This window comes from Corynebacterium sp. LK33, from assembly GCF_014334955.1.
Classification (GTDB): Bacteria; Actinomycetota; Actinomycetes; order Mycobacteriales; family Mycobacteriaceae; genus Corynebacterium; species Corynebacterium jeikeium_D.
On sequence record NZ_PDGU01000007.1, the window covers coordinates 62331 to 82779 of the forward strand.

Below are 20449 nucleotides of genomic sequence, written 5' to 3' on the forward strand. Positions count from 1 at the left end.
TACAAAGCTTGCTCGAAAAGATTCATTTAATTAACGGAGCTGGGAGGACTTCCTCGGAGGTTTCCCAGCTGGACCCAGCAAGTCTAGGTCAAAAAGTCATACTCTGGTGTGCCGGGTACCAGTCGGCGGCACTTCAGCGGCGAGGCATCCATGCGTGCCAGCAATTCCTCGAGGTCAGAGGCACGACGTAGCTCAATACCGACAAGAGCCGCGCCAGTTTCGCGGTTGTTGCGCTTGAGGTACTCGAACTGCGAGATGTCGTCATCCGGGCCGAGAACATCGCTGAGGAACATACGCAGCTGGCCGGGCTTCTGCGGGAAGTTGACCAGGAAGTAGTGCTTGAGGCCGCGGTAGACCAGCGAGCGCTCCATGATCTCGGCATAGCGCAGCACGTCGTTATTACCGCCCGAGATGATGCAGACAACAACCTCGTCCGGTTCAAACTGCATCTGCTCCAGAGCTGCCACAGACAGCGCACCGGCCGGCTCAGCGATGATCCCTTCGTTCTGATAGAGATCCAGCTGCGCCTCACAGACCGCGCCCTCCGGCGCAATCATCGGATGAACGCGGTTGCGGTTGGCCTCCAGGATGTGCCATGGCAGGTCACCGAAACGGGCCACCGCGGCGCCATCGACGAACGGATCGGTGTGCCCCAGCGTAATCGGGCCATTGTTCTCCAGGGCTGCGCGCATGCAGGCCGCACCCGCAGGTTCCACACCCATGACCTGGGTGTTCGGCGACATATCCGACAGGTAAGAGGTGACACCGCTGAGCAGACCACCGCCACCGACCGGTACGCAGATGGTATCCAGAGTCAACCCCTGACCGGAGAGCTGCGCAATAATTTCAGCTGCGACAGTGCCTTGTCCGACGATGGTGTTGAAGGAGTCGAATGGCTCCACCATGGTGGCACCAGTGCGCTGTGCGTCAGCACGCGCCGCAGCAGCGGCCTCATCGAAGGAGTCCCCGACAACGACAATCTCAACGGCATCGCGGCCGTGGTAAGCGATACGGTCGCGCTTCTGCTTCGGCGTGGCATTGGGCACATAGATGCGCCCCTTAATACCCAGCTGGCGGCAGGCATATGCCACGCCTTGAGCGTGGTTTCCTGCAGATGCCGCAACGACGCCTGCTGCTCGCTCTTCGTCGGTAACCTGAACCATGGCGTTGTAGGCACCGCGAATCTTGTACGAGCGCACGTCCTGGAGGTCTTCCCGCTTGAGGAATACCTTAGCGCCGGTGATTTCGGAAAGACGTGGGCTGAACTGCAGCGGAGTGGCCGCAATAACCGAAGAAATTCGTGCCTGCGCAATCTGAATATCGGCCGCGTGGACAAGTCGGCGTTCGGTCTGGGAAGCAGGCACGGAATTCTCACTCATGAGCTATGACTCTACTCGGTCATACAACCGGTTGCGACAATCAGGGCCACGATAAGCTACCCCAAAATGCTGGCCCCAATCGTCGCCTTCAGATCACCAATCAAGCTGGCGTCCCGGTCGACCCGCAAGTGCTCGCCGAGAACCAAAGTGGTGTGGGAATCGCCGTCGACAAGCTTGAGGTAAACGTCGGAGTCGCCTGGGTTGTCCAGCAGTACTGACTTCAGCTTGGCAATCATCTCCGGAGTGCACTGATCAGTGCGCATGGTCAAACGCAGCGGCGCCGAAGTGGAGCCATTACGGCCAAGATCCGGCAGCTTCAGGTCATCACAGACCACACTCATGCGGTCATCGCGGTACTGAACGCGAGCACGAATAAGCACAATGGCGTCTTCAGCAATGCTGGTGGCAATCATCGCGTAGGTCCTCGCAAAAGCCATGACTTCCACGCGCGCGCCGTTGTGGTCCTCAATACCGATAATCGCCCAGGGCTGACCGTTCTTATTCACGCGACGGTCAACGCTAGAGACAATGCCACCAATAGTGATTTCGGTGTTGTTAGCGACTTCCCCACCGACGACCGTGGTCAAAGCGGTATCAGTCTGCGCGGCCAGCGATTCTTCGAACCCATCGAGTGGATGACCGGAGACATAGAGGCCCAGCATTTCTCGTTCCAGGGTCAGCTCGTGCTTGCGATCCCACTTTTCATCCGGCACACGGATTTCAAAGATGCTCTCCGAACCGGTGTCCTCTTCCCCACCGAAGCCCGCAAACAGGTCGAACTGTCCCTTGTCTGCAGCCTTCTTGGTCGACAGCACCGAGTCAATAGCTTCTTCGTGAATGAGCGCAAGACCCTTTCGTGGGTGCCCCAGCGAGTCGAACGCGCCGGCCTTAATCAGCGACTCAGTGATGCGCTTGTTACACGGCAGCGTCTCAATCTTGTCCAGGTAGTCCGAGAACGACGTGAACTTGCCCTTCTCCTCGCGCGTCTTCACAATCGACGCGACCACATCATGGCCGACGTTGCGGATAGCGCCGAGGCCGAAGCGAATATCCTCACCAACCGGCTCGAAGTCCATACCCGACTCATTGACATCCGGCGGCAGCACCTTAATGCCAAGGTGGCGACAGTCCGACAGATAAATAGCCAGCTTGTTCTTATCATCCGCCACCGAGGTCAACAGCGCCGCCATGTACTCAGCGGTGTAGTTGGCCTTCAGATACGCGGTCCAGTAGGACACCAGGCCGTAGCCCGCCGCGTGAGACTTGTTAAACGCGTACGAAGCGAAGGGCAGAATAATATCCCACAGCTTCTGGACAGCATCCTTAGAGAAACCATTTTCCAACATGCCGCCTTCGAAGTTCACGAACTCCTTGGCCAGCACCTCGGGCTTCTTCTTACCCATGGCCTTACGGAAACCATCTGCTTGGCCCGCGGTGTAATTCGCCAGCTTCTGCGAGATCTTCATGATCTGCTCCTGGTACACGATCAGGCCGTGTGTTTCTTCCAGGATTTCCTTCAGCTGCTCATCCAGTTCCGCGTGGATGGCGTTATAAGGCTTGCGACCATTCTTAATATCCGCGTAGTCAAAGTGCGCGTTCACACCCATCGGCCCCGGACGGTATAGCGCCAGCGATGCCACGATGTCGTCGAAGCCCGTTGGCTGCATGCGCTTGAGCAGCTCACGCATTCCGCCACCATCGAGCTGGAACACGCCGAGGGTGTCACCACGTGACAGGAGCTCATAGACCTTTGGATCATCGGTCTGAAGGTCATCGAGCAGAACTGTCTCGCCTCGGTTGGACTTGATGTGCTCAATACAGTCACCGATAACCGTCAGGTTTCGAAGACCCAGGAAGTCCATCTTCAACAGACCGATGGCCTCACACGCCGGATAGTCCCAGCCAGTGATAATCGCGCCGTCAGCCTGTCGCTTCCACATCGGGATGTGATCCAAGAGTGGCACCGACGCCATCACCACGGCACAAGCGTGCACGCCGGTCTGCCTAACGACGCCCTCGAGACCACGGGCTGTCTCGTAAATTCGAGCCACATCCGGGTCGGTTTCAATAAGCTGACGAACCTCGGCAGCCTCGCCGTAGCGTGGGTGCTCCGGGTCGACGATGCCGCTCAGCGGAATGTCCTTAGCCATAATCGCAGGTGGCAGCGCCTTAGTAATGCGGTCTGCAATCTGGTAACCCGGCTGACCGAACTGCACACGCGCCGAGTCCTTCAGAGCCTGCTTGGTCTTCACCGTACCGAAGGTGACCACCTGCGCCACCTTGTCTTCGCCCCAGCGATCTGCCGCGTAGCGAATCATCTCATCGCGGCGGCGGTCGTCGAAGTCGATATCGATATCCGGCGCGGACGGACGCTCTGGGTTCAGGAATCGCTCGAAGAGAAGACCGTGCTCAATCGGGTCGATATTGGTGATCCACGTCGCATATGCAACCAAAGAACCGGCAGCGGATCCACGCCCCGGACCAACCTTGATGCCCACCTCACGGGCATGGCGAATCAGCTCCGCCACGATAAGGAAGTACGACGGGTAGCCCTTACCGTCAATCACCTCAATTTCGTACTCCGCGCGCCGGATGTACTCCTCCGGCACCTCGCGGCCCTCAAAGCGCTTGCGCAGCCCCTCCATCACGTTGTGATGCAGCCATGTCGTCGGCGTCTCCCCCTCCGGAACGTCAGCCTTCGGCATGCGATCGTGCGGGTGCTCCTCCCACAGCTCGTCGTAGTCCTCGACGCGCTCTGCGATGAGCAGCGTGTTATCGCAGGCACCCGGGACTAGGTGATCCCAGGTCGCGCGCATTTCTTCGGCGGACTTAATAAAGTAGCCATCACCGTCGAACTTAAAACGGTCCGGGTCATTGAGCGTCTTGCCCGTCTGCACACAGAGCATGGCCTCGTGAGCCTTGGCCTGGTCACGGGTGACGTAGTGGCAGTCATTCGTAACCAGTGGCGGCAGGTTCAGCTTCCGGCCAATCTCCAGTAGCTCACTGCGCACACGGGTCTCAATATCCAGCCCGTGATCCATCAGTTCAAGGAAGTAGTTTTCCTTGCCGTAGATGTCCTGCCACATACCGGCGGCCTGCAGAGCCTCGTCGAACTGCCCCAGACGCAGACGCGTCTGCACATCACCCGACGGGCAACCAGTGGTCGCGATAATGCCCTCGGCGCGTTCCGCCACCAACTCGGCATCCATACGCGGGTACTTACTAATCTGCCCCTCATACGACGCCATCGACGACAGGTAGAACAGGTTCCGCAGGCCCTGCGCATTCGCAGCCAACATGGTCTGGTGCAAGTAGGAACCGCGACCCGAGACGTCGTCTCGACGCTGATGCGGTTCACCCCACTGAATGCGCTTTTTATTAAAACGGCTCTCCGGCGCCATATATGCCTCAATGCCGATGATTGGCTTGATGCCCTTGGACTTCATCTGCCGATAGAACGCATTCGAGCCAAACATATTGCCGTGGTCGGTGACACCGACCGCAGGCATTCCCTGTCGCGCAACCTCGTCGGCAAGCAAATCAATCTTCGCCATACCGTCGAGCATGGAGTACTCGGTGTGATTGTGGAGGTGCACGAAGGAGGAGTTAGCCATGAGTCCAGATTGTAGACAATCCCCCGGACTGAACAAGATTCCTTCGAACACCCAAAATGAAGCAGCCCCTTATGCCTGCACAGTTATAGCTAAAGACGTGTGCAACATCACTCTTACTTTTCCTTTACTTTTCAAAACCAGTTGACAATACTCAACACCACGGTTCGTGAGGAAGTCCTCATATTTCCTCGCGGCCATAGAGAAACACACTGCCCTCAAGCAAAGAACCAAAGGAGCAATACAGTGTTCGCACCACTTTCCGATGGCCACTTCACCTACTTCCCCAAGCCCGAGCTTGACGAGGTTCTTGCAACCATCGACCGCCGCCCAGTTGCCGCCGGCTACCTCATCGATGGCGATGTCATCACCTCCGATATGGACGCCGCCCGTTATAGCTGGCTGGTCTAGCTAATAGCCCGCCCTAACACACTCTGCCGGTCAAAATTCTGACTTTCTTTTCAAAATCAAAGACAGTACAGGTTTTCAATGATTACGTTTTAGGGCATGAAACTTTCTCGAGCTTCTGCCCCGGAGTCCTCGGGTACATCCCGCCCGGCTCCGACATCGATGTCTCACCTGCCTGAGGCGCTGCCGTCGCAGACGTCCCAGACAGCCCGCCCGCCACTAGCTACCGACACGCTGCTTAACTGCACTTCCCTTCCTGCAGTCGTCGTCGACCTCGCGGCGGTCGAAGCCAATGCCCGCGATATGCTCCGCCGTGCAAACGGGATGCCTATCCGCGTGGCCTCGAAATCAATTCGCATTCCACAACTTATTTCGCACGTCCTGGCCTTCCCCGGTTTCCAGGGCGTGCTGGCATATTCGCTGGCAGAGGCGCTGTACCTATTCCGAGAAGGCATTAGCGACGACATCGTCGTCGCCTACCCAACACTTGACGCCCGCGCTATCTCAGAGCTTGCCGACGATGATGCAGCGCGTGCCGCCATCTGCGTCATGGTTGACCGTCCCGAGCATCTGGAGGCGCTGGCGTCGTCGGCAAGCGAAAATGCGCCAATCCGCGTGTGCATGGACGTCGACGCATCCTTTCGTCCCCTCCCCGGCGTGCATATCGGTACGCTGCGCTCAAGCCTGTTCTCGCCGAAGCAGGCAGCGGCGTTTGCCAAGCAGATTATTGCCCGTCCGGAGCTGCAGCTGGCGGGAATCATGATGTATGAGGGACACATTGCCGGAGTGGGCGATGCCGGAAACTCCCTGCGTGCGCGCGCAATTCGAGTGATGCAGGCCGTCTCAAAGAAGGAGTTGGCGAAGCGCCGCGAGAAGGTTGTCGCTGCAGTCGAGAAAGTGGCGGGGCCGCTGGAGTTTGTCAACGGTGGTGGCACGGGGTCGCTGGAGTCGACGTGCGCCGAGGCCGCAGTCACCGAGGCAGCGGCGGGGTCGGGGTTCCTGGCACCAACCCTCTTCGATAACTATCGCGCATTCAATCTGCGCCCGGCGTCCTGGTTTGTGTTGCCGGCGACGCGACGTCCTAAGAAGGGCGTGGTCACGGTGTCCGGCGGTGGTCGAATTGCCTCTGGGCCGGCGGGAGCTGACCGGCTGCCAACCCCCTGGTACCCCACTGACCTGCGCTACGCGGCAGAGGAAGGCCCAGGTGAGGTGCAGACTCCGCTGCTCGGCAAGACCGCCGACGCAATTTCGCTGGGAGATCCCGTGTGGTTCCGCCACGCCAAGGCCGGCGAAATAGCCGAACACACACAAGAAGTCATTGCAGTTCGAGATGGCACCATCATCGCCCACTGGCCCACGTACCGAGGAAAGGGATTGATCTTCACATGAGCAATTCACACAACAACGCCCGCTTCACAGTCTCTACAGTTGAGTCCCGAGTACCACGCGTACGTCGGCGTGCGCAGGCGAAAGCCGTCGCCAACTCGCATTGGAGCAATTGGGCGCACACGCAATCGTGCACCCCGTCCTACACTCATCAGCCGCACGATGATGAGGGTGTCATCTCGGTAATTAAAGCGGCGAAGACCGAAGGGACTACGGTGCGCCCGCTGGGGGCCGGTCATTCTTTTACTTCCGTGGCCACCACCGATGGGCACCGCATTCAACTCGACCGCTGCTCTGGTCTGGTCGAACTCGACGCCGCCAACCAGACCGCCACGCTGCGTGCCGGCACTCGCCTGCGCGACACTCCAGGTATTCTGCGCCCGCTCGGTTGGGCACTTCCCAACCAGGGCGATGTCGATCCGCAGTCGCTGGCCGGTGCTATCTCTACTGGCACACACGGCACCGGGCTTGGATTCACCGGCTTCGCGGGCACCGTGAAAGGATTCAAGATTGTCACCGCGGATGGCGTCGTCAGGCACTGCCATCCGGACGCTGAGGGAATCGACGGCGAGCTCTACCGCCTCGGCCGGCTGGGACTGGGTGTCTTCGGCGTGCTTACGGAGGTCACGATGTCCGTCGTGCCAGCGTTTGATTTGCACGCCGACGAGCACCGCGAAGAGTTTGATTCCCTGCGCAAGAGTTTCGCCGAGCGCTGCAAAGAAGCTGACCACCTGGAGTTTTTCTGGTTCCCGGGACAGCGCGAGACGCTGGTCAAGCACAATACTCGCATTGAACCGCAGCGCCACCGCCGCCCGAGCCGCAATAGCCTGAAGCAGCGCCTGGGCAGCGCGCGTACGTATCTTAACGACGAAGTCGTCAACAACATGGGACTCTTGGCGTGCTGCGAGATTGCTAAGGCCATTCCCGCTACGACCGACACCATCAACCGGATTGCCACCAACACCGTGCCAGAGCGCCGCTATTCCAACGAGGCGCACAAGGTCTTTGTCTCGCCGCGCCGAGTGCGTTTCTCCGAGATGGAGTACTCCGTCCCGCTCGAGGCCGCTTCCGATGTCCTCGGGGAAATCCGCGACGCAATTGCCCGCAAGAGGATGAAAGTCTCCTTCCCCATCGAGGTGCGCTCCGCGAAAGCCGATGATGTGGCCCTGTCCACTGCGTACGGTCGCGACAGTGCCTACATCGCCATCCACCGCTACTGGAAGGAAAACTACCGAGAGTACTTCAACCTCATCGAGCCGATTTTCAAGGCCCACGAAGGTCGCCCGCACTGGGGCAAATTGCACACGCTTCGCGCAGAGGATTTCGCGGAACGTTATCCGCTGTTCGGCGAGGTCCAGGCACTACGGGAAAAGGTCGACCCGCAGGGAATCTTCCTCAACGAGCACCTGCGCGAACTTTTCTGCTAATTATCTGCCGGCTTTACGACGTCCCGGGTAACCGCCCCATCCGTCTGGTTGGCGGCATCGTCGGAAACCGCGGCCGGTTCAACACCGGCCTTGCGGAGTTCCCGGCGAACCCGCCTCTGGCGCCGCATCTTCAGGATGAGATCGCAGATGAACAGCGCGACGGCACCCCAGATGATGAAGAACCCGATCCAGCGCTCCGGTTCGAGCTGCTCGCCCAGCACAGTGACTGCCAGGGTGATTTGGAGAACCGGAGTGAGGTACTGCATCAGACCCAAGGTGGCCAGCGGCAGGCGTTTGGCACCTTCGCCGAAGAGCAGCAACGGAATGGCGGTAGCAACACCGGCGCTCATCATGAGTAGCGTGTGGCCTGTTCCTTCGGAGGTAAACGTGCTCTGCCCGTTGTAGGTCAACCAGAGGATGTAGGCCAGAGCAATCGGTGTGATTACGGCGGACTCGGCCGTCAGCGAAGCTGCGGAGGAAAGCGATACCCGCTTCTTCATTAGTCCGTAAAAACCGAAACTGAACGCCAGCGCCAGCGCACCCAACGGCGGATGTCCCACACCAATTGTGAGAACAATGACCGCAATGGTTGCCAGGATGACACTGCCGAGCTGCAACCGCGAGATGCTTTCACGGAAGAAAATCATCGCCAACAAAACGCTGACCAGCGGGTTGATGAAGTAGCCGAGCGCAGCCTCCGCCACCTGCCCATTGTTGACCAGGTAGACGTACACACCCCAGTTGACGGAGATCAACAGTGCGGCAATAAAAATAGTGCCCCAGGTCTTGGCACTCGCGGCCTTCAGCTCTGGCCATGCGCGCATGAAGCTGAGGGCAATGACCATAAAGACAAGGGTCCAGACGAATCGGTGCGCCAAAATCTCTACGGCCCCTGCTGGTTCCAGCAAGGGGAAATAGAGCGGAAACAGCGCCCACAAAAGGTACGCACCGAATGCCTGAATCACTGTTGACTGACTCCTTTTCGTTCTTGTTGAAACTGACTGCGTACTGGCGGCAGAGTTCTAGCCGCTTCATCCTAGTCGTTTGGACTTGGCCGCTTAGTCCTGGCTTTTATTAGGTCTGGCCGCTTAGTTCTGGCTCAGCCCCGGCGCAAAGAGCGGATCTTTATCCGTGAAGCCGGAACTCAGCACCGGGCGAATACCAAAACGGCCACGCGCCGCATCTGATGGCAGCGCCTCGACAGCTTTCACATCGGGCATTTTCTTGACATCCATCAACGATTCAGCGTCACCATAGACCAGTAACCCGTTGAAGCCGAGCCGTTCGTCGTCAATCGCGACGTCTGCGTAAGCAGCCGCTAACTCCAGCTGATCTTGCAGCAGCTTTTCTTCGCTCGCTGTTTTACTCGGCTGCGGCAAATACCGGGTGCTCACACCGCCGATGATTGCAGTCGATACTCGCAGAGAGGGCTCTTTTTCATAGACCTGTGCCGCTTCTTGCGCATCGAGCAGCCGGTCAAAAGTCACCATCGCCCAGAACTTCGGGTCCTCCACGACTGGCTGGCCGGTCTTTAGCCGGTAGTCCTCTTTCTTCATATTCGCGAGGGACTCGTCGGCACGCTCTACGTACTGCTCGGTTGCTTCCCACGGGTCCGGGCCGAGCGCATCGCCGTTGAGATTTTGCGGCTTGCTTACCCGATCGGAAGTCGAAGCGACTGCTAAAACAATCACCAATATGACAACACAGAAACCAGAGATCAGTGCCATCACTGGCGAAATACTGCCGTCACCAGTGCTTTTCGCACGAGTTTCACGGCGTGGTGGGTTCTTGGATCCCGATGGGGTCTGCGTCATGCGCTCTGCCTCAAAACTTCCAATGCGTGGTTCAAATCATCTGGGTATGGACATTCGATTTCCATCCAGCGCCCATCTGCCGGATGGTGGAAACCAAGCGAGACCGCGTGAAGCCACTGGCGGTTGAGCCCCAGCCGCTTGGCCAATGCCGGATCGGAACCGTACATGGGATCGCCGCAGCATGGGTGATTCAGCGCAGAGAAGTGCACGCGAATCTGGTGCGTGCGCCCAGTCTCTAGATTCACCTTCAGCAGCGTTGCTGGGGCGAAGGCCTCAAGCGTTTCGTAGTGCGTCACAGCATGCTTGCCATCCTGGCGGACGGCAAAGCGCCAACCCGCCGAAGGATGACGGCCAATCGGCGCATCAATTGTCCCCGACAGCGGATCCGGATGCCCCTGAACCAGAGCGTGATAGGTCTTGGACACCTCACGGTTTTTGAACGCCCGCTTGAGCACGGAGTAGCCCCGTTCGGAGCAGGCGACAACCATCACGCCAGAGGTGCCAACATCGAGGCGATGCACGATGCCTTTTCGCTCGGGCGGACCGGAGGTAGAAATGCGGAAACCAGCAGCCGCCAGTCCGCCGATAACCGTTGGGCCTTCCCAACCGACCGACGGATGTGCGGCCACACCGACAGGCTTGTGAACAGCCACCAAATCGGAGTCGTGGTAGAGCACGTCCATGCCCTCGACGAGTTCCTCTTTGGGAACCAATGGCTTTTCCACCGGCGGCAACAACACAGAGAGGAAAGCGTTTTCTTCCAATCGGTCGGACTTACCAACGCTCACGCCATCGACCGTGATGTCCCCAGCCGCTGCCAAATCAGCCACCGCTGTGCGCGAGAGTCCCAGCAACTTAGCCACACCGGCGTCTACCCGCATACCGACCAAGCCCGGTGGAACGGGCATCTGCCGGGTTTCTCGGTCGGGCTGGTGCGCTCCCCCGAGTGCTGCACCGGTATTTACTGCATTGTCGTTCACTGCTGTCCTCCCTCCGCCGACTGCTTCTGATCCGTCTGGGAAGATTTCTTCTCCGCTGCAATCTGATCAGCGAAGAGATCCGGCTCCTTGGAAAAAACCATCCAGATAACGAGGATAATAACGCCCACTGTAATCGCGGAGTCCGCGATATTAAATACGGCAAAACCCTTCACCGACAGGAAATCGACGACGTGGCCGACGTAGAAACCGGGTTCCCGAAACAGCCTATCGATGAGGTTGCCCAGCGCACCACCAGCAATAAGCCCCGCTGCAGTCGCCGATATAGGACTGCGCAGCCAATGGGAAAAGCACATCACAGCCAGGATGTAAACCAGCTGCAACGTGGTAAAAACCCAGGTGGCGTTCGTGCCAAAGGAAAAGGCCGCACCAGGGTTAAAAACGAGCCGCAACTCGAAGAGATCGCCGATCACCTGCACCGCAGGACGGCCATCGAGAGTCTTCAAAGCGATAATCTTGGTCAGCTGATCAATGATCGCAACTGACACAATAACCACAGCGAGAATCCCCCGCCGCGGGAAATATGTCCTCGTTTCCTTCTTAGTCACTGTCCCATAATGGCCTAACAAACCCATATTCAGCCAACTGACACCGCCCGGGTGGTTCCTATCCACCGCGAAACCGGTACGCTAACCGGTGTGACTCGACGTTTCCAATCTCAGTTTGTTCCGGCCTCCTCTGCTTTACGACGTGCAGGAGAATCCACCTCCTCGTGGTTCCGTCGACCTAGCCGCAGCGACCAACCTGGTCACACCAAGCGTGGCTTGCTGGCGAGGGTCGGCACCGCTGTTGTTGCCGCTACCACTGTGGTGTCACTGGCCGCGTGCTCGTCGGAAAGCTCGGTGAAAACACAACCCGTGGACGTTGCACAACCCAAGGTCGAATTGACCAGTGCTGGTAGCGGTGAGCTGGCGAGCGTGCGCTGGAAGGACGACGGTGCAGAGCAGGAGTCGACCGTGGCGGTGACGCAGGGCTTCGCGCAGCGTGGCGGAAACGCCGATAGCGACCAGACGTTCCCGGACACCCGCCTGGAAATCCCCCTGACCAGCGCCGTTACCAGCGATAACGATACTCGTGTGGTGACGTCAGAGGTGGGTAAGCCACACGGCTCCAACGATGAGCTGAATGAGGATATCGCTACCGCACAGGGCTTTATCTCTGATTGGTCAACAACGGCCACAGGTGAGGTTAAGGAACTCAAGCTGGGAGCGCCGGAGAAGGCGACCGACACCGCTCGCGCTGGTGTGGAGATGGCGCTGCAGCAGCTGCATTCCGTACCTATCGTCTTCCCTTCCGAGGACATCGGAAAGGATGCGACCTGGACGGTCGAAAGCGAGGTCGAAGGCCAGACCACGATGACGCAGAAGGTGACCTATACCCTGCTCAGCCGTGCGGGCGACATTGTTAATTTGAAGGTCGATGTCAAGCAGGTGCCAACCGTCACCGAGTTGGACACTGGCGGCGAGGGGGCACTGAAGGTTGTCGAGGCCACGACTGACATGCTTGCCGACCGCGTCACCATCGACCTGACTAAGCCGCTTCCGATGAAGGGCAACATCGACTTTGTGACCTCCGTGACCTACGGCGACGGCAACTCCGATGTGCGCATCACTCAGCAGACGCACCGCGGGCTGGAGTTTAAGGACGGCAGCGGGTCGAAGAAGTAGCCCAGAAGAAATAGCTCTGGCCAGCGCAAGGTTAGAAGACGAGAAAGTGTCTAGGTTTATGTCACTTTTCTGCCCAAAAAATGGGCGGAACTGTCATAAACCTAGACACTTTCTTTTGTCTGCCCCAGTGCACCCGACCGGACTAGGCTGTGATACCTGGCCCGACGGCGCCTAAGCCGGTGGAGGCGGAGGAGGCGCGTCCTCCGCCGGAGCCGGAGCCGGGGCCGGCGCAGGAGGCGGGACCTCCTCAGCCGGCGGTTCAGGTGCAGGAGGCGGAACTTCCTCAGCGGGTGGTTCGGGCGCCGGAGCCGGGGCTGGCTCCTCGACCGGTGCTGGGGCCTCCTCGACCGGAGCCTCTTCAACTGGGGCTTCTTCCTCCGGCTCAGGCGGCGGCGGAGGGGTTTCGCCCGGCGCGAGGCAGAACCCAGGCTTGTGCTCCGGATCAAGCGTCGATGCCAGGTTGCAGGCCCATTCCTTGCTCAGCATCCAACGGCCATCCCTGTAAATGAAGTCCACCTGATCCACGAGCATCGGATCTTCCTCCGGGCGGAGGATATTGACGCCGGCTACGGCCTGCTTCGTCGTGAAGCCGGGCGTGATCGGATCAATGACATCAAAGCTGATTTCCTGCTCATTGGCACTATTGGTGACAATGTCGAAGAAATCGCCGGCAGTATCTCCGTCCTCGATGGTCAGCGCCTTTTCCTCGATAGGTAAATCGGGGTTGATAAGGCGTGCGAGGACGTCGTTAAGCTCTGCGCGCGTCGGCAGCATGATGACTGGTTCCGCCGAGCTGGATGTCTTCGATTCAGTCGTCGGCGCTGCAGTATTGCCGCCACCGCAGGCAGCGATCCCAAGTGCGCTGACCGAGACCATCGCCGCTACTGTCACACCACGCGCTGTGCGCCAACGCATTCCGCTAACGCGCTGGTTGCAGGGGACTTTCATATGTGCACTACTCCAATAAAATCTGCATGAAGATTTGCTGGCTTCACGCCTTCCATAATCCTACACAAGGCCAAAACATCGCCTAGGTAAGATGGTGGACATGTCGACTCAGGATCATTCCCCGGCTAGCTCGGCCTCGTCTAGCACGGCCGCCCCTCGCCGAATCGTTGTCATCACCACCGGCGGCACCATCGCCTGCACCACGGATCGCAGCGGTGCGCTAACCCCGACCATCTCGGGCACGGAGCTCGTCGCAGCGGTCGCGCAGCGTTATCCAGAGGGCATGTTAGAGCTGGAGGTTTGTGAGCTCGGGATGCTGGACTCGTCGAATCTCGCGTTCACCGACGTTGACCGTATTCTCGCCACTATTCACGAAGTGCTTGACGACGACTCCGTGGACGGTGTCGTCGTAACTCATGGCACGGACACGATGGAGGAAACGGCCATGGCTGCCGATATTTTCCATGCTGACTCGCGTCCGGTTGTCTTTACTGGTGCACAACTTCCCTATGATCATCCGGAAACCGACGGACCGGGGAACCTCTTTGAGGCCGTGACCATTGCTTCCGATGCCTCTGCGCAGGGAATTGGCGTTCTTATTGTCTTTGGCCACGCAGTCTTGCCGGTACGAGGTGCGACGAAGTGGCACACAACCGATCCTTTGGCTTTTGCCACTAATGCACCGGAGGAGCCGGTTCGTCCAGATCCGCTGCCTCTGGCGGCTTTGGCGGGCTCGAAGGTAGAGATTATCCCCGCCTACTTGGGTGCAGATGGATCACTGCTGGATTCGGCAGTCGCCGCCGGTGCACGCGGCATTGTCGTAGAGGGCCTGGGGTCGGGCAATGTCTCCGATGAGTTTGCCGCTGCCATTGACCGGGCCATTGCGGCTGATGTGACCGTCGTGATGGCAACGCGCGTTCCGCGCGGTGATGTCCACGCCGCCTACGGCGGTGCCGGTGGCGGTGCGACGCTGGCTCGGCACGGTGTGATTAGCGCTGGTTGCGTGCATGCACCGCAGGCGCGCATCATTCTCGCCGCCGCGCTGGCTGCGAATGTGCATCCGCAGACGCTGTTCTAATTCACGCCTCGATGATGCGGATGATTTTCGCCGGGTTTCCAGCCACGACTACGCCCGCGGGAACGTCCTTAGTCACCACGGCACCCGCGGCGACCACGGAATTGTCGCCGACGTGTACACCGCCCAGGATGATGGCTCCGCCACCGATCCAGGCATTGCGTCCGATGATGATTCCATCTCCAGACTCTAGATAAGCGGCGCGGGCCTCAGCTCCCAGTGGGTGTACTGGTGGAAGTAGCTGCACGTTGGGCCCGAGCTGCGCGTAGTCGCAGATTGTCACCTTCACCACGTCAAGTGCGGTGAGCCCAAAGTTGATGAAAACGTTGTCGCCGATGTGGATGTTATCGCCGTAGTCCAGGTAAATGGGCGGGCGAACGGTGCTGCTCTCTCCGAAAGACCCCAATGCCGGTGCCAGCACTTGCTGTGCTGCCTGCTGGTCTTCGCGGAACGCGACCTCAAATTCAGCAGCCACCTGGCCAATTCGCGCGTTCAGAGCCTGTGATTCCGGATGATCGGCGATATACCACTGACCGTTCAACATGCGCTGGCGGTTATCCAGACCGTCGTCGGGAAGTGTGGTCGACGGATTCGGATCTCGATCGGTGTTGCGCAATGAGGCGCGGCGAGCTGCCTCGAGCTCTGCGATGCGGGATGCGGTAGTCATAATGCCCCAGTTTACGGACAGCGCATAAACAGAGCGCTGCGAACGGCATCGAGGCAGGCAACCGCATCAAGCATCCGCGTCGGGGCCGAGTTCGTCTTCGCTTTCCCGTTCAGGTTGCGGCAAGTCGAGAGCTGCTGCTTCGTCGGATGCCAGCCACTCCGGCCAGTCCAAACTGCACACCGCGGAGCACGGGCGCAGCTCCGGGTCGTCTTCCTTCAGCGTAATCATGCGCCCGGGGCCGCTGGTGCGGCTTTCAAAGCGGACAGTCACAATCCCGTGGCCCGACCCCTGCACCCAACCATGTCCATACTCGCTGTGGTGTACGTCCGAGGTGGGTGCCCACTTGGAGTCGGAAAGCCGAACGGTCGGCAACGCACCGGTTCCAGATAGCTCGACCAGGCCGGCGGGAGCGTCGGAAAGCGCAGGTGCTGGCACTCGATCTTCGACGGTGATTGCGCGGTCGAGCTCAGGAAACAGGACTTCTTGTATGTGCGAATCCAGCCCGGAGAAACCGACGCCCACCAGTCGCACTGGGCCGACCTCCGCGGGCGTGAACGCGATTCGGTGCGCCACCGCCATGAGGGTGTCGAAATCCTGTGTGGCGTAGGCGAGCGTCTCAGATCGGGTATGGATGCTCAGGTCAGACAGACGCACCTTGCAAGTGATGGTGCGAGCACCACGGCCATCTTTCTTGAGCCGTCGAAATGCGGACTCACCTGCGCGATCGACGGCGGTGTGGAGCTGGGCCTGCGACTCCAAATCCTCAGGATAGGTGTACTCCGCCGATACAGACTTGGCGACATCGCGCTCCTTAACCGGCCGATCGTCCGTCCCCTGCGCCAGCTGCCACAGCATCACACCGGTTTTGGATGTCAGCGAAACCTCGACATCGCGCTGGGACATGGCGGCAAAATCACCGATCGTCTCCACGCCCAGCGTGTGCAGTTTCGCAGCGGTGACAGGGCCAATACCCCAGAGCTTCTCTACCGGCAATGGGTGTAGTAGCTCGTGATTGCGTGCGGGGTCCAGCACGTACACGCCATCGGGTTTCGCCAGGCCGGAAGCAATTTTCGCGAACTGCTTGCCCGCGCCCGCGCCTATCGACGAGGCCAAGCCGGTCTCCCGCCGGATATCTGTCCGCAGCTGCTCCGCCCAGGCAATGACCTGCTCCTTCGAGGCTCCCTGAAGCTCTTCGGGTTCCATGAAAGCCTCGTCGACGCTGAGCTGCTCGACCACGGGCACGCGCTCGCGGATTACAGAGAACACGCGGCGCGACACCGGCCCGTAGATGCCCTTGCGCGCGCTGACCGTCACTGCGGTCGGTGGCATGAGACGACGTGCGCGAGCCATCGGCATAGCCGAGTGCGCGCCGTACGCGCGGGCCTCATAGGAGGCACCGGCGACCACACCTCGACCGCCCAGTCCGCCGACGAGGACTGGCCGCCCGCGCAGAGTCGGGCGGGTGAGCTGCTCGACGGACGCGAAGAACGCGTCCATGTCGATGTGCAGAACCCACCGCCCGGAAGTCGGCATAGAGATTACTCTCCCCTACTGCTTGGCAATATCCGCCGAGCAGCCGTCCGCCACGTCGTAGCTCAGCGACTCTCCGCCAGCGACGACCTCGAAAGCGGTTGCGAGAACCTCGCGGGCGATGAGGTCAGCGTGGCGGTTGGCCCACTCCTCACGCTCGGCCGGCACCTGCAACTTCACCGAAATGCGGTCGGTGACCTCAAGGCCAGCGTTCTTGCGGGCATCCTGCAGACCACGGATGCGGTCAGCGGCCCAACCGCGGGACTCCAGGTCCTCGTCGAGCTCAGTGTCGAGCACAACCAGGCCATTGACGCCGTCGACCTCAGCGGTGGAATCCGGCGAGATCGCGACCAGGTTGCGGGTGTACTCGCCCTCCTGCAGCGGAATGCCATCGGCGACAACCGCGCCGTCGACAACCTCATAGTTGCCAGACTTCACAGCCTTAATGACCTTCTGGACGTCCTTACCCAGGCGCGGACCGGCCACGCGAGCGTTGACGGAGACCTCGAATCGTCCCACCGAGTCCACGTCGGAGGTGAACTCCACCTTGTCGACGTTGACCTCGGAGGAAACGATGTCGGTGTACTCACGCAGACGCTCGGCATCCGGGAATGCCAGGGTCAGCTTCTTCAGCGGCAGGCGGTTACGCAGCTGGTTGGCCTTGCGGATGCGCGATGTTGCCGAGCAGACATTGCGGACAATGTCCATGGACTCAACGAGTTCGTCATCGGTCGGCAGCTTGTCGACGTCCGGCCAATCCTCCAGGTGCACCGAGCGGCCGCCAGTGAGCGAGCGCCAGATGACCTCGGTGGCCATCGGCAGCAGCGGAGCAGCCACGCGGGTGAGAACCTCCAGCACCGTGTACAAGGTATTGAAGGCCTCTGGGTGCTTGACATCGCCGGCCCAGAAGCGGTCGCGGGAGCGGCGCACGTACCAGTTGGTCAGTGCGTCACAGAACTGACGGACCTCATCGGTGGCAGAAGCAATGTCAGTGTTGTCCAGGCACTCAGTAACAGCACGGACGGTTGCTGCAAGCTTGGCCAGGATGTACTTGTCCAGGATGTTGTCGGAGTCTACCGACCACTCGGCCGGTTTGGAAGCGTAGAGCTGCAGGAACGAGTATGCGTTCCACATCGGCAGCAGCGCCTGGCGCACGCCCTCACGAATACCCTGCTCGGTGACAATCAGGTTGCCGCCGCGCAGGATCGGGCTGGACATGAGGAACCAGCGCATGGCGTCGGAGCCGTCGCGGTCGAAGACCTCGTTGACGTCCGGGTAGTTGCGCTTGGACTTACTCATCTTGTTGCCGTCATCGCCCAACACGATGCCGTGGGCGACGACCTTCTTGAACGCCGGGCGGTCGAACAGTGCAACCGACAGGACGTGAAGCAGGTAGAACCAGCCGCGGGACTGGCCGATGTATTCCACAATGAAGTCGGCCGGTGCGTGGGACTCGAACCACTCCTTGTTCTCGAACGGGTAGTGGAACTGCGCAAACGGCATGGAACCGGAGTCGAACCAGACATCCAAGACATCCGGGACGCGGCGCATCATGGACTTACCGGTCGGGTCGTCCGGGTTCGGGCGAACCAGCTCGTCAATCTCCGGACGGTGCAGTGTGGTCGGGCGAACGCCGAAGTCCGCCTCCAGCTCATCGAGAGAACCGTAGACGTCGACACGCGGGTACTCGTCGTTGTCGGAAACCCACACCGGAATAGGCGATCCCCAGTAGCGGGTACGGGAGATGTTCCAGTCACGTGCGCCCTCGAGCCACTTGCCGAACTGACCGTCGCGGACGTGCTCCGGCATCCACTCAATCTCGTTGTGGTTGAGCTCCACCATGCGCTCGCGGATCTTGGTAACGGACACAAACCAGCTCGGCAGTGCCATGTAGATCAGCGGCTCGCCCGAACGCCAGGAGTGCGGGTAGGAGTGCTCGATGGTGCGGTGCTGGACGACGCGGCCAGCGGCCTTCAGGTCACGGATGATGTCCTTGTTGGCGTCAAAGACCAACTTGCCCTGGTACTCCGGCACCTGCGAAGTGAACTTACCGTCCATGTCCACCGGAATGATGACATCAATGCCGTATTCATTACAGGTGTTCATATCGTCTTCACCGAAGGCCGGCGCCTGGTGGACCACACCAGTACCGTCCTCGGTGGTGACATAATCGGCCACCATGATTTGGAAAGCGTTCGGGTGATCTGCGAAGTAGTCGAAGATCGGCTGGTAGGTCAGACCTTCCAGGTCAGCACCAGCGAAGGTAGCCACGACCTCGTGTTCCTTGCCCAATTCCTTGGCGTAGGCACCAATCAGCGCTTCTGCCAGCAGGAAGGTCTTACCTGCAAACTCCGGCACGGAGGAATCCTCGCCGACCTTAACTACGGCGTAGGTGACCTTCGGGTTCACGGCCAGACCAAGGTTGGACGGCAGCGTCCACGGCGTGGTGGTCCATGCGATAGCCGCAGTGTCAGCAAGCACCGGGTTATCCGCCAGCGTCTTCTCCGCTGCCGAGCCTGCCTTGGCGCCGGTGAACGGGAAGGTCACGGTCAGGGTCGGGTCCTGCCGCATCTTGTAGGAGTCATCCAGGCGGGTCTCCTGGTTGGACAGCGGGGTGTGCTCTGCCCAGGAGTACGGCAGCACGCGGAATCCCTGGTAGACCAGGCCCTTGTTGTAGAGCTCCTTGAAGGCCCAAATCACGGACTCCATGTAACTCATGTCCATGGTCTTGTATCCGCCGTCGAAATCAACCCAACGCGCTTGACGAGTGACATATTCCTTCCACTCGCCCGCGTACCGCAGCACCGACTCAGCGCAGTACTTGTTGAAGTTAGCCAGACCCATTTCCTCGATCTGGCCCTTGTCCTTAATACCGAGCTGCTTCTCTGCCTCCAGCTCAGCCGGCAGACCATGGCAGTCCCAGCCAAAGACGCGACCAACCTGGTAGCCACGCATGGTCTTGTAACGCGGAACAATGTCCTTGACGTAACCGGTCAGCAGGTGACCGTAGTGCGGTAGACCGTTGGCGAACGGCGGGCCATCATAAAAGACGTATTCGTCAGCACCATTACGCTGATCGATAGAGGCCTGGAAAGTGCTGTCCTTGCCCCAGTACTCCAGAACCTTTTCCTCCAGTTCCGGAAACTTCGGGCTGGAGGTGTACTTACCAAAGTCAGCAGTGCGCGGATACGCGCCACCTGCCGGAGTGGCCTCAGCAGAGGCATTTACATCGTTCGAATTAGACACCGTTTCTACGTCACTTCCGTGGTCGAACATCATTAATACTCACCACGGGGACGCATGCCTAGCCCCTTCAGCGTTGTTACTGGTGACGCTGAAAAGGAGTCTCGCGCGGTACCACCCCGCTTGGCATCACGCTTTACGACGGTTCTTGCGAACAAGAACCATGCGGCTTCACGCGATAGCCCGCTTATTTAATAAGGCTTTGTAACGGTGCCAAACCGTTCGGTTCTACTGGGCCCATTTTCTACTGGACTGTTCTTCCGAAACGCTCCCCGGTGATGGCCGGCTCATTGCGC

The 20449-nt window shown here is 59.6% G+C and carries 15 protein-coding genes; 5 read left to right on the top strand and 10 right to left on the bottom strand.

What is annotated here, in order from left to right:
- Positions 1-83: 83 nt before the first annotated feature.
- Both ilvA and dnaE read right to left on the bottom strand, forming a co-directional pair.
- Complete coding sequence (gene ilvA / locus CRD20_RS01220; protein WP_049190440.1) at positions 84-1379, bottom strand: threonine ammonia-lyase IlvA; 1296 nt, start codon at positions 1377-1379, stop codon at positions 84-86.
- A 56-nt stretch (positions 1380-1435) separates the two neighbouring features.
- Positions 1436-4993, bottom strand: coding sequence for a DNA polymerase III subunit alpha (gene dnaE / locus CRD20_RS01225; RefSeq protein WP_016422978.1), 3558 nt, complete (start codon positions 4991-4993; stop codon positions 1436-1438).
- Positions 4994-5236: 243 nt separating this feature from the next.
- Here dnaE and CRD20_RS01230 point away from each other — a divergent pair, with 243 nt between their 5' ends.
- The 3 genes from CRD20_RS01230 to CRD20_RS01240 all read left to right on the top strand — a co-directional run bounded on the left by CRD20_RS01230 (position 5237) and on the right by CRD20_RS01240 (position 8211).
- Positions 5237-5401, top strand: coding sequence for a hypothetical protein (locus CRD20_RS01230; RefSeq protein ID WP_181895422.1), 165 nt, complete (start codon positions 5237-5239; stop codon positions 5399-5401).
- 96 nt (positions 5402-5497) lie between these two features.
- Positions 5498-6787 (top strand): alanine racemase, encoded by a 1290-nt coding sequence (locus CRD20_RS01235; RefSeq protein WP_187404701.1) that lies wholly within the window; start codon positions 5498-5500, stop codon positions 6785-6787.
- Positions 6784-8211 carry a D-arabinono-1,4-lactone oxidase gene (locus CRD20_RS01240; protein ID WP_187404702.1) on the top strand — a complete coding sequence of 476 codons (1428 nt, stop codon included), beginning with the start codon at positions 6784-6786 and terminating at the stop codon, positions 8209-8211. The genes CRD20_RS01235 and CRD20_RS01240 overlap by 4 nt, the downstream gene beginning before the upstream one ends.
- On the opposite strand, the gene rarD is transcribed toward CRD20_RS01240, so the two are convergent.
- From rarD to lspA, 4 genes are all read right to left on the bottom strand, one after another.
- Positions 8208-9176 carry an EamA family transporter RarD gene (rarD, locus tag CRD20_RS01245; protein ID WP_187404703.1) on the bottom strand — a complete coding sequence of 323 codons (969 nt, stop codon included), beginning with the start codon at positions 9174-9176 and terminating at the stop codon, positions 8208-8210. The genes CRD20_RS01240 and rarD overlap by 4 nt on opposite strands.
- 123 nt (positions 9177-9299) lie before the next feature.
- Positions 9300-10025: a hypothetical protein gene (locus CRD20_RS01250; RefSeq protein ID WP_048734791.1), complete on the bottom strand. Its 726-nt coding sequence runs from the start codon at positions 10023-10025 to the stop codon at positions 9300-9302.
- Entirely contained in the window at positions 10022-10933 is a 912-nt protein-coding gene (locus CRD20_RS01255; protein WP_187404749.1) for an RluA family pseudouridine synthase, read from the bottom strand. The genes CRD20_RS01250 and CRD20_RS01255 overlap by 4 nt, the downstream gene beginning before the upstream one ends.
- A 68-nt stretch (positions 10934-11001) precedes the next feature.
- Positions 11002-11571 (bottom strand): signal peptidase II, encoded by a 570-nt coding sequence (gene lspA / locus CRD20_RS01260; RefSeq protein ID WP_070600855.1) that lies wholly within the window; start codon positions 11569-11571, stop codon positions 11002-11004.
- A 90-nt stretch (positions 11572-11661) separates the two neighbouring features.
- Here lspA and CRD20_RS01265 point away from each other — a divergent pair, with 90 nt between their 5' ends.
- Complete coding sequence (locus tag CRD20_RS01265; RefSeq protein ID WP_255468662.1) at positions 11662-12690, top strand: hypothetical protein; 1029 nt, start codon at positions 11662-11664, stop codon at positions 12688-12690.
- A 171-nt stretch (positions 12691-12861) separates the two neighbouring features.
- Here CRD20_RS01265 and CRD20_RS01270 read toward each other — a convergent pair whose 3' ends face one another.
- Positions 12862-13605: a hypothetical protein gene (locus CRD20_RS01270; protein ID WP_255468663.1), complete on the bottom strand. Its 744-nt coding sequence runs from the start codon at positions 13603-13605 to the stop codon at positions 12862-12864.
- A gap of 124 nt (positions 13606-13729) precedes the next feature.
- Between CRD20_RS01270 and CRD20_RS01275 the strand changes: the two genes are divergently transcribed.
- On the top strand, positions 13730-14716 hold the full coding sequence (locus tag CRD20_RS01275; protein WP_187404706.1) for an asparaginase: 987 nt from the start codon (positions 13730-13732) through the stop codon (positions 14714-14716).
- Between the two features lies 1 nt (position 14717).
- Here the strand turns inward: CRD20_RS01275 and CRD20_RS01280 are convergent, their stop codons facing one another.
- From CRD20_RS01280 to ileS, 3 genes are all read right to left on the bottom strand, one after another.
- A complete protein-coding gene (locus CRD20_RS01280; RefSeq protein WP_101687505.1) occupies positions 14718-15380 on the bottom strand; it encodes a sugar O-acetyltransferase in 663 nt (220 codons plus the stop codon).
- A gap of 66 nt (positions 15381-15446) precedes the next feature.
- On the bottom strand, positions 15447-16913 hold the full coding sequence (locus CRD20_RS01285) for a DNA polymerase IV (RefSeq protein WP_049190455.1): 1467 nt from the start codon (positions 16911-16913) through the stop codon (positions 15447-15449).
- 15 nt (positions 16914-16928) lie between these two features.
- Positions 16929-20189, bottom strand: a complete 3261-nt coding sequence (ileS, locus tag CRD20_RS01290) for an isoleucine--tRNA ligase (protein ID WP_083276346.1) — start codon at positions 20187-20189, stop codon at positions 16929-16931.
- Positions 20190-20449: the final 260 nt, after the last annotated feature.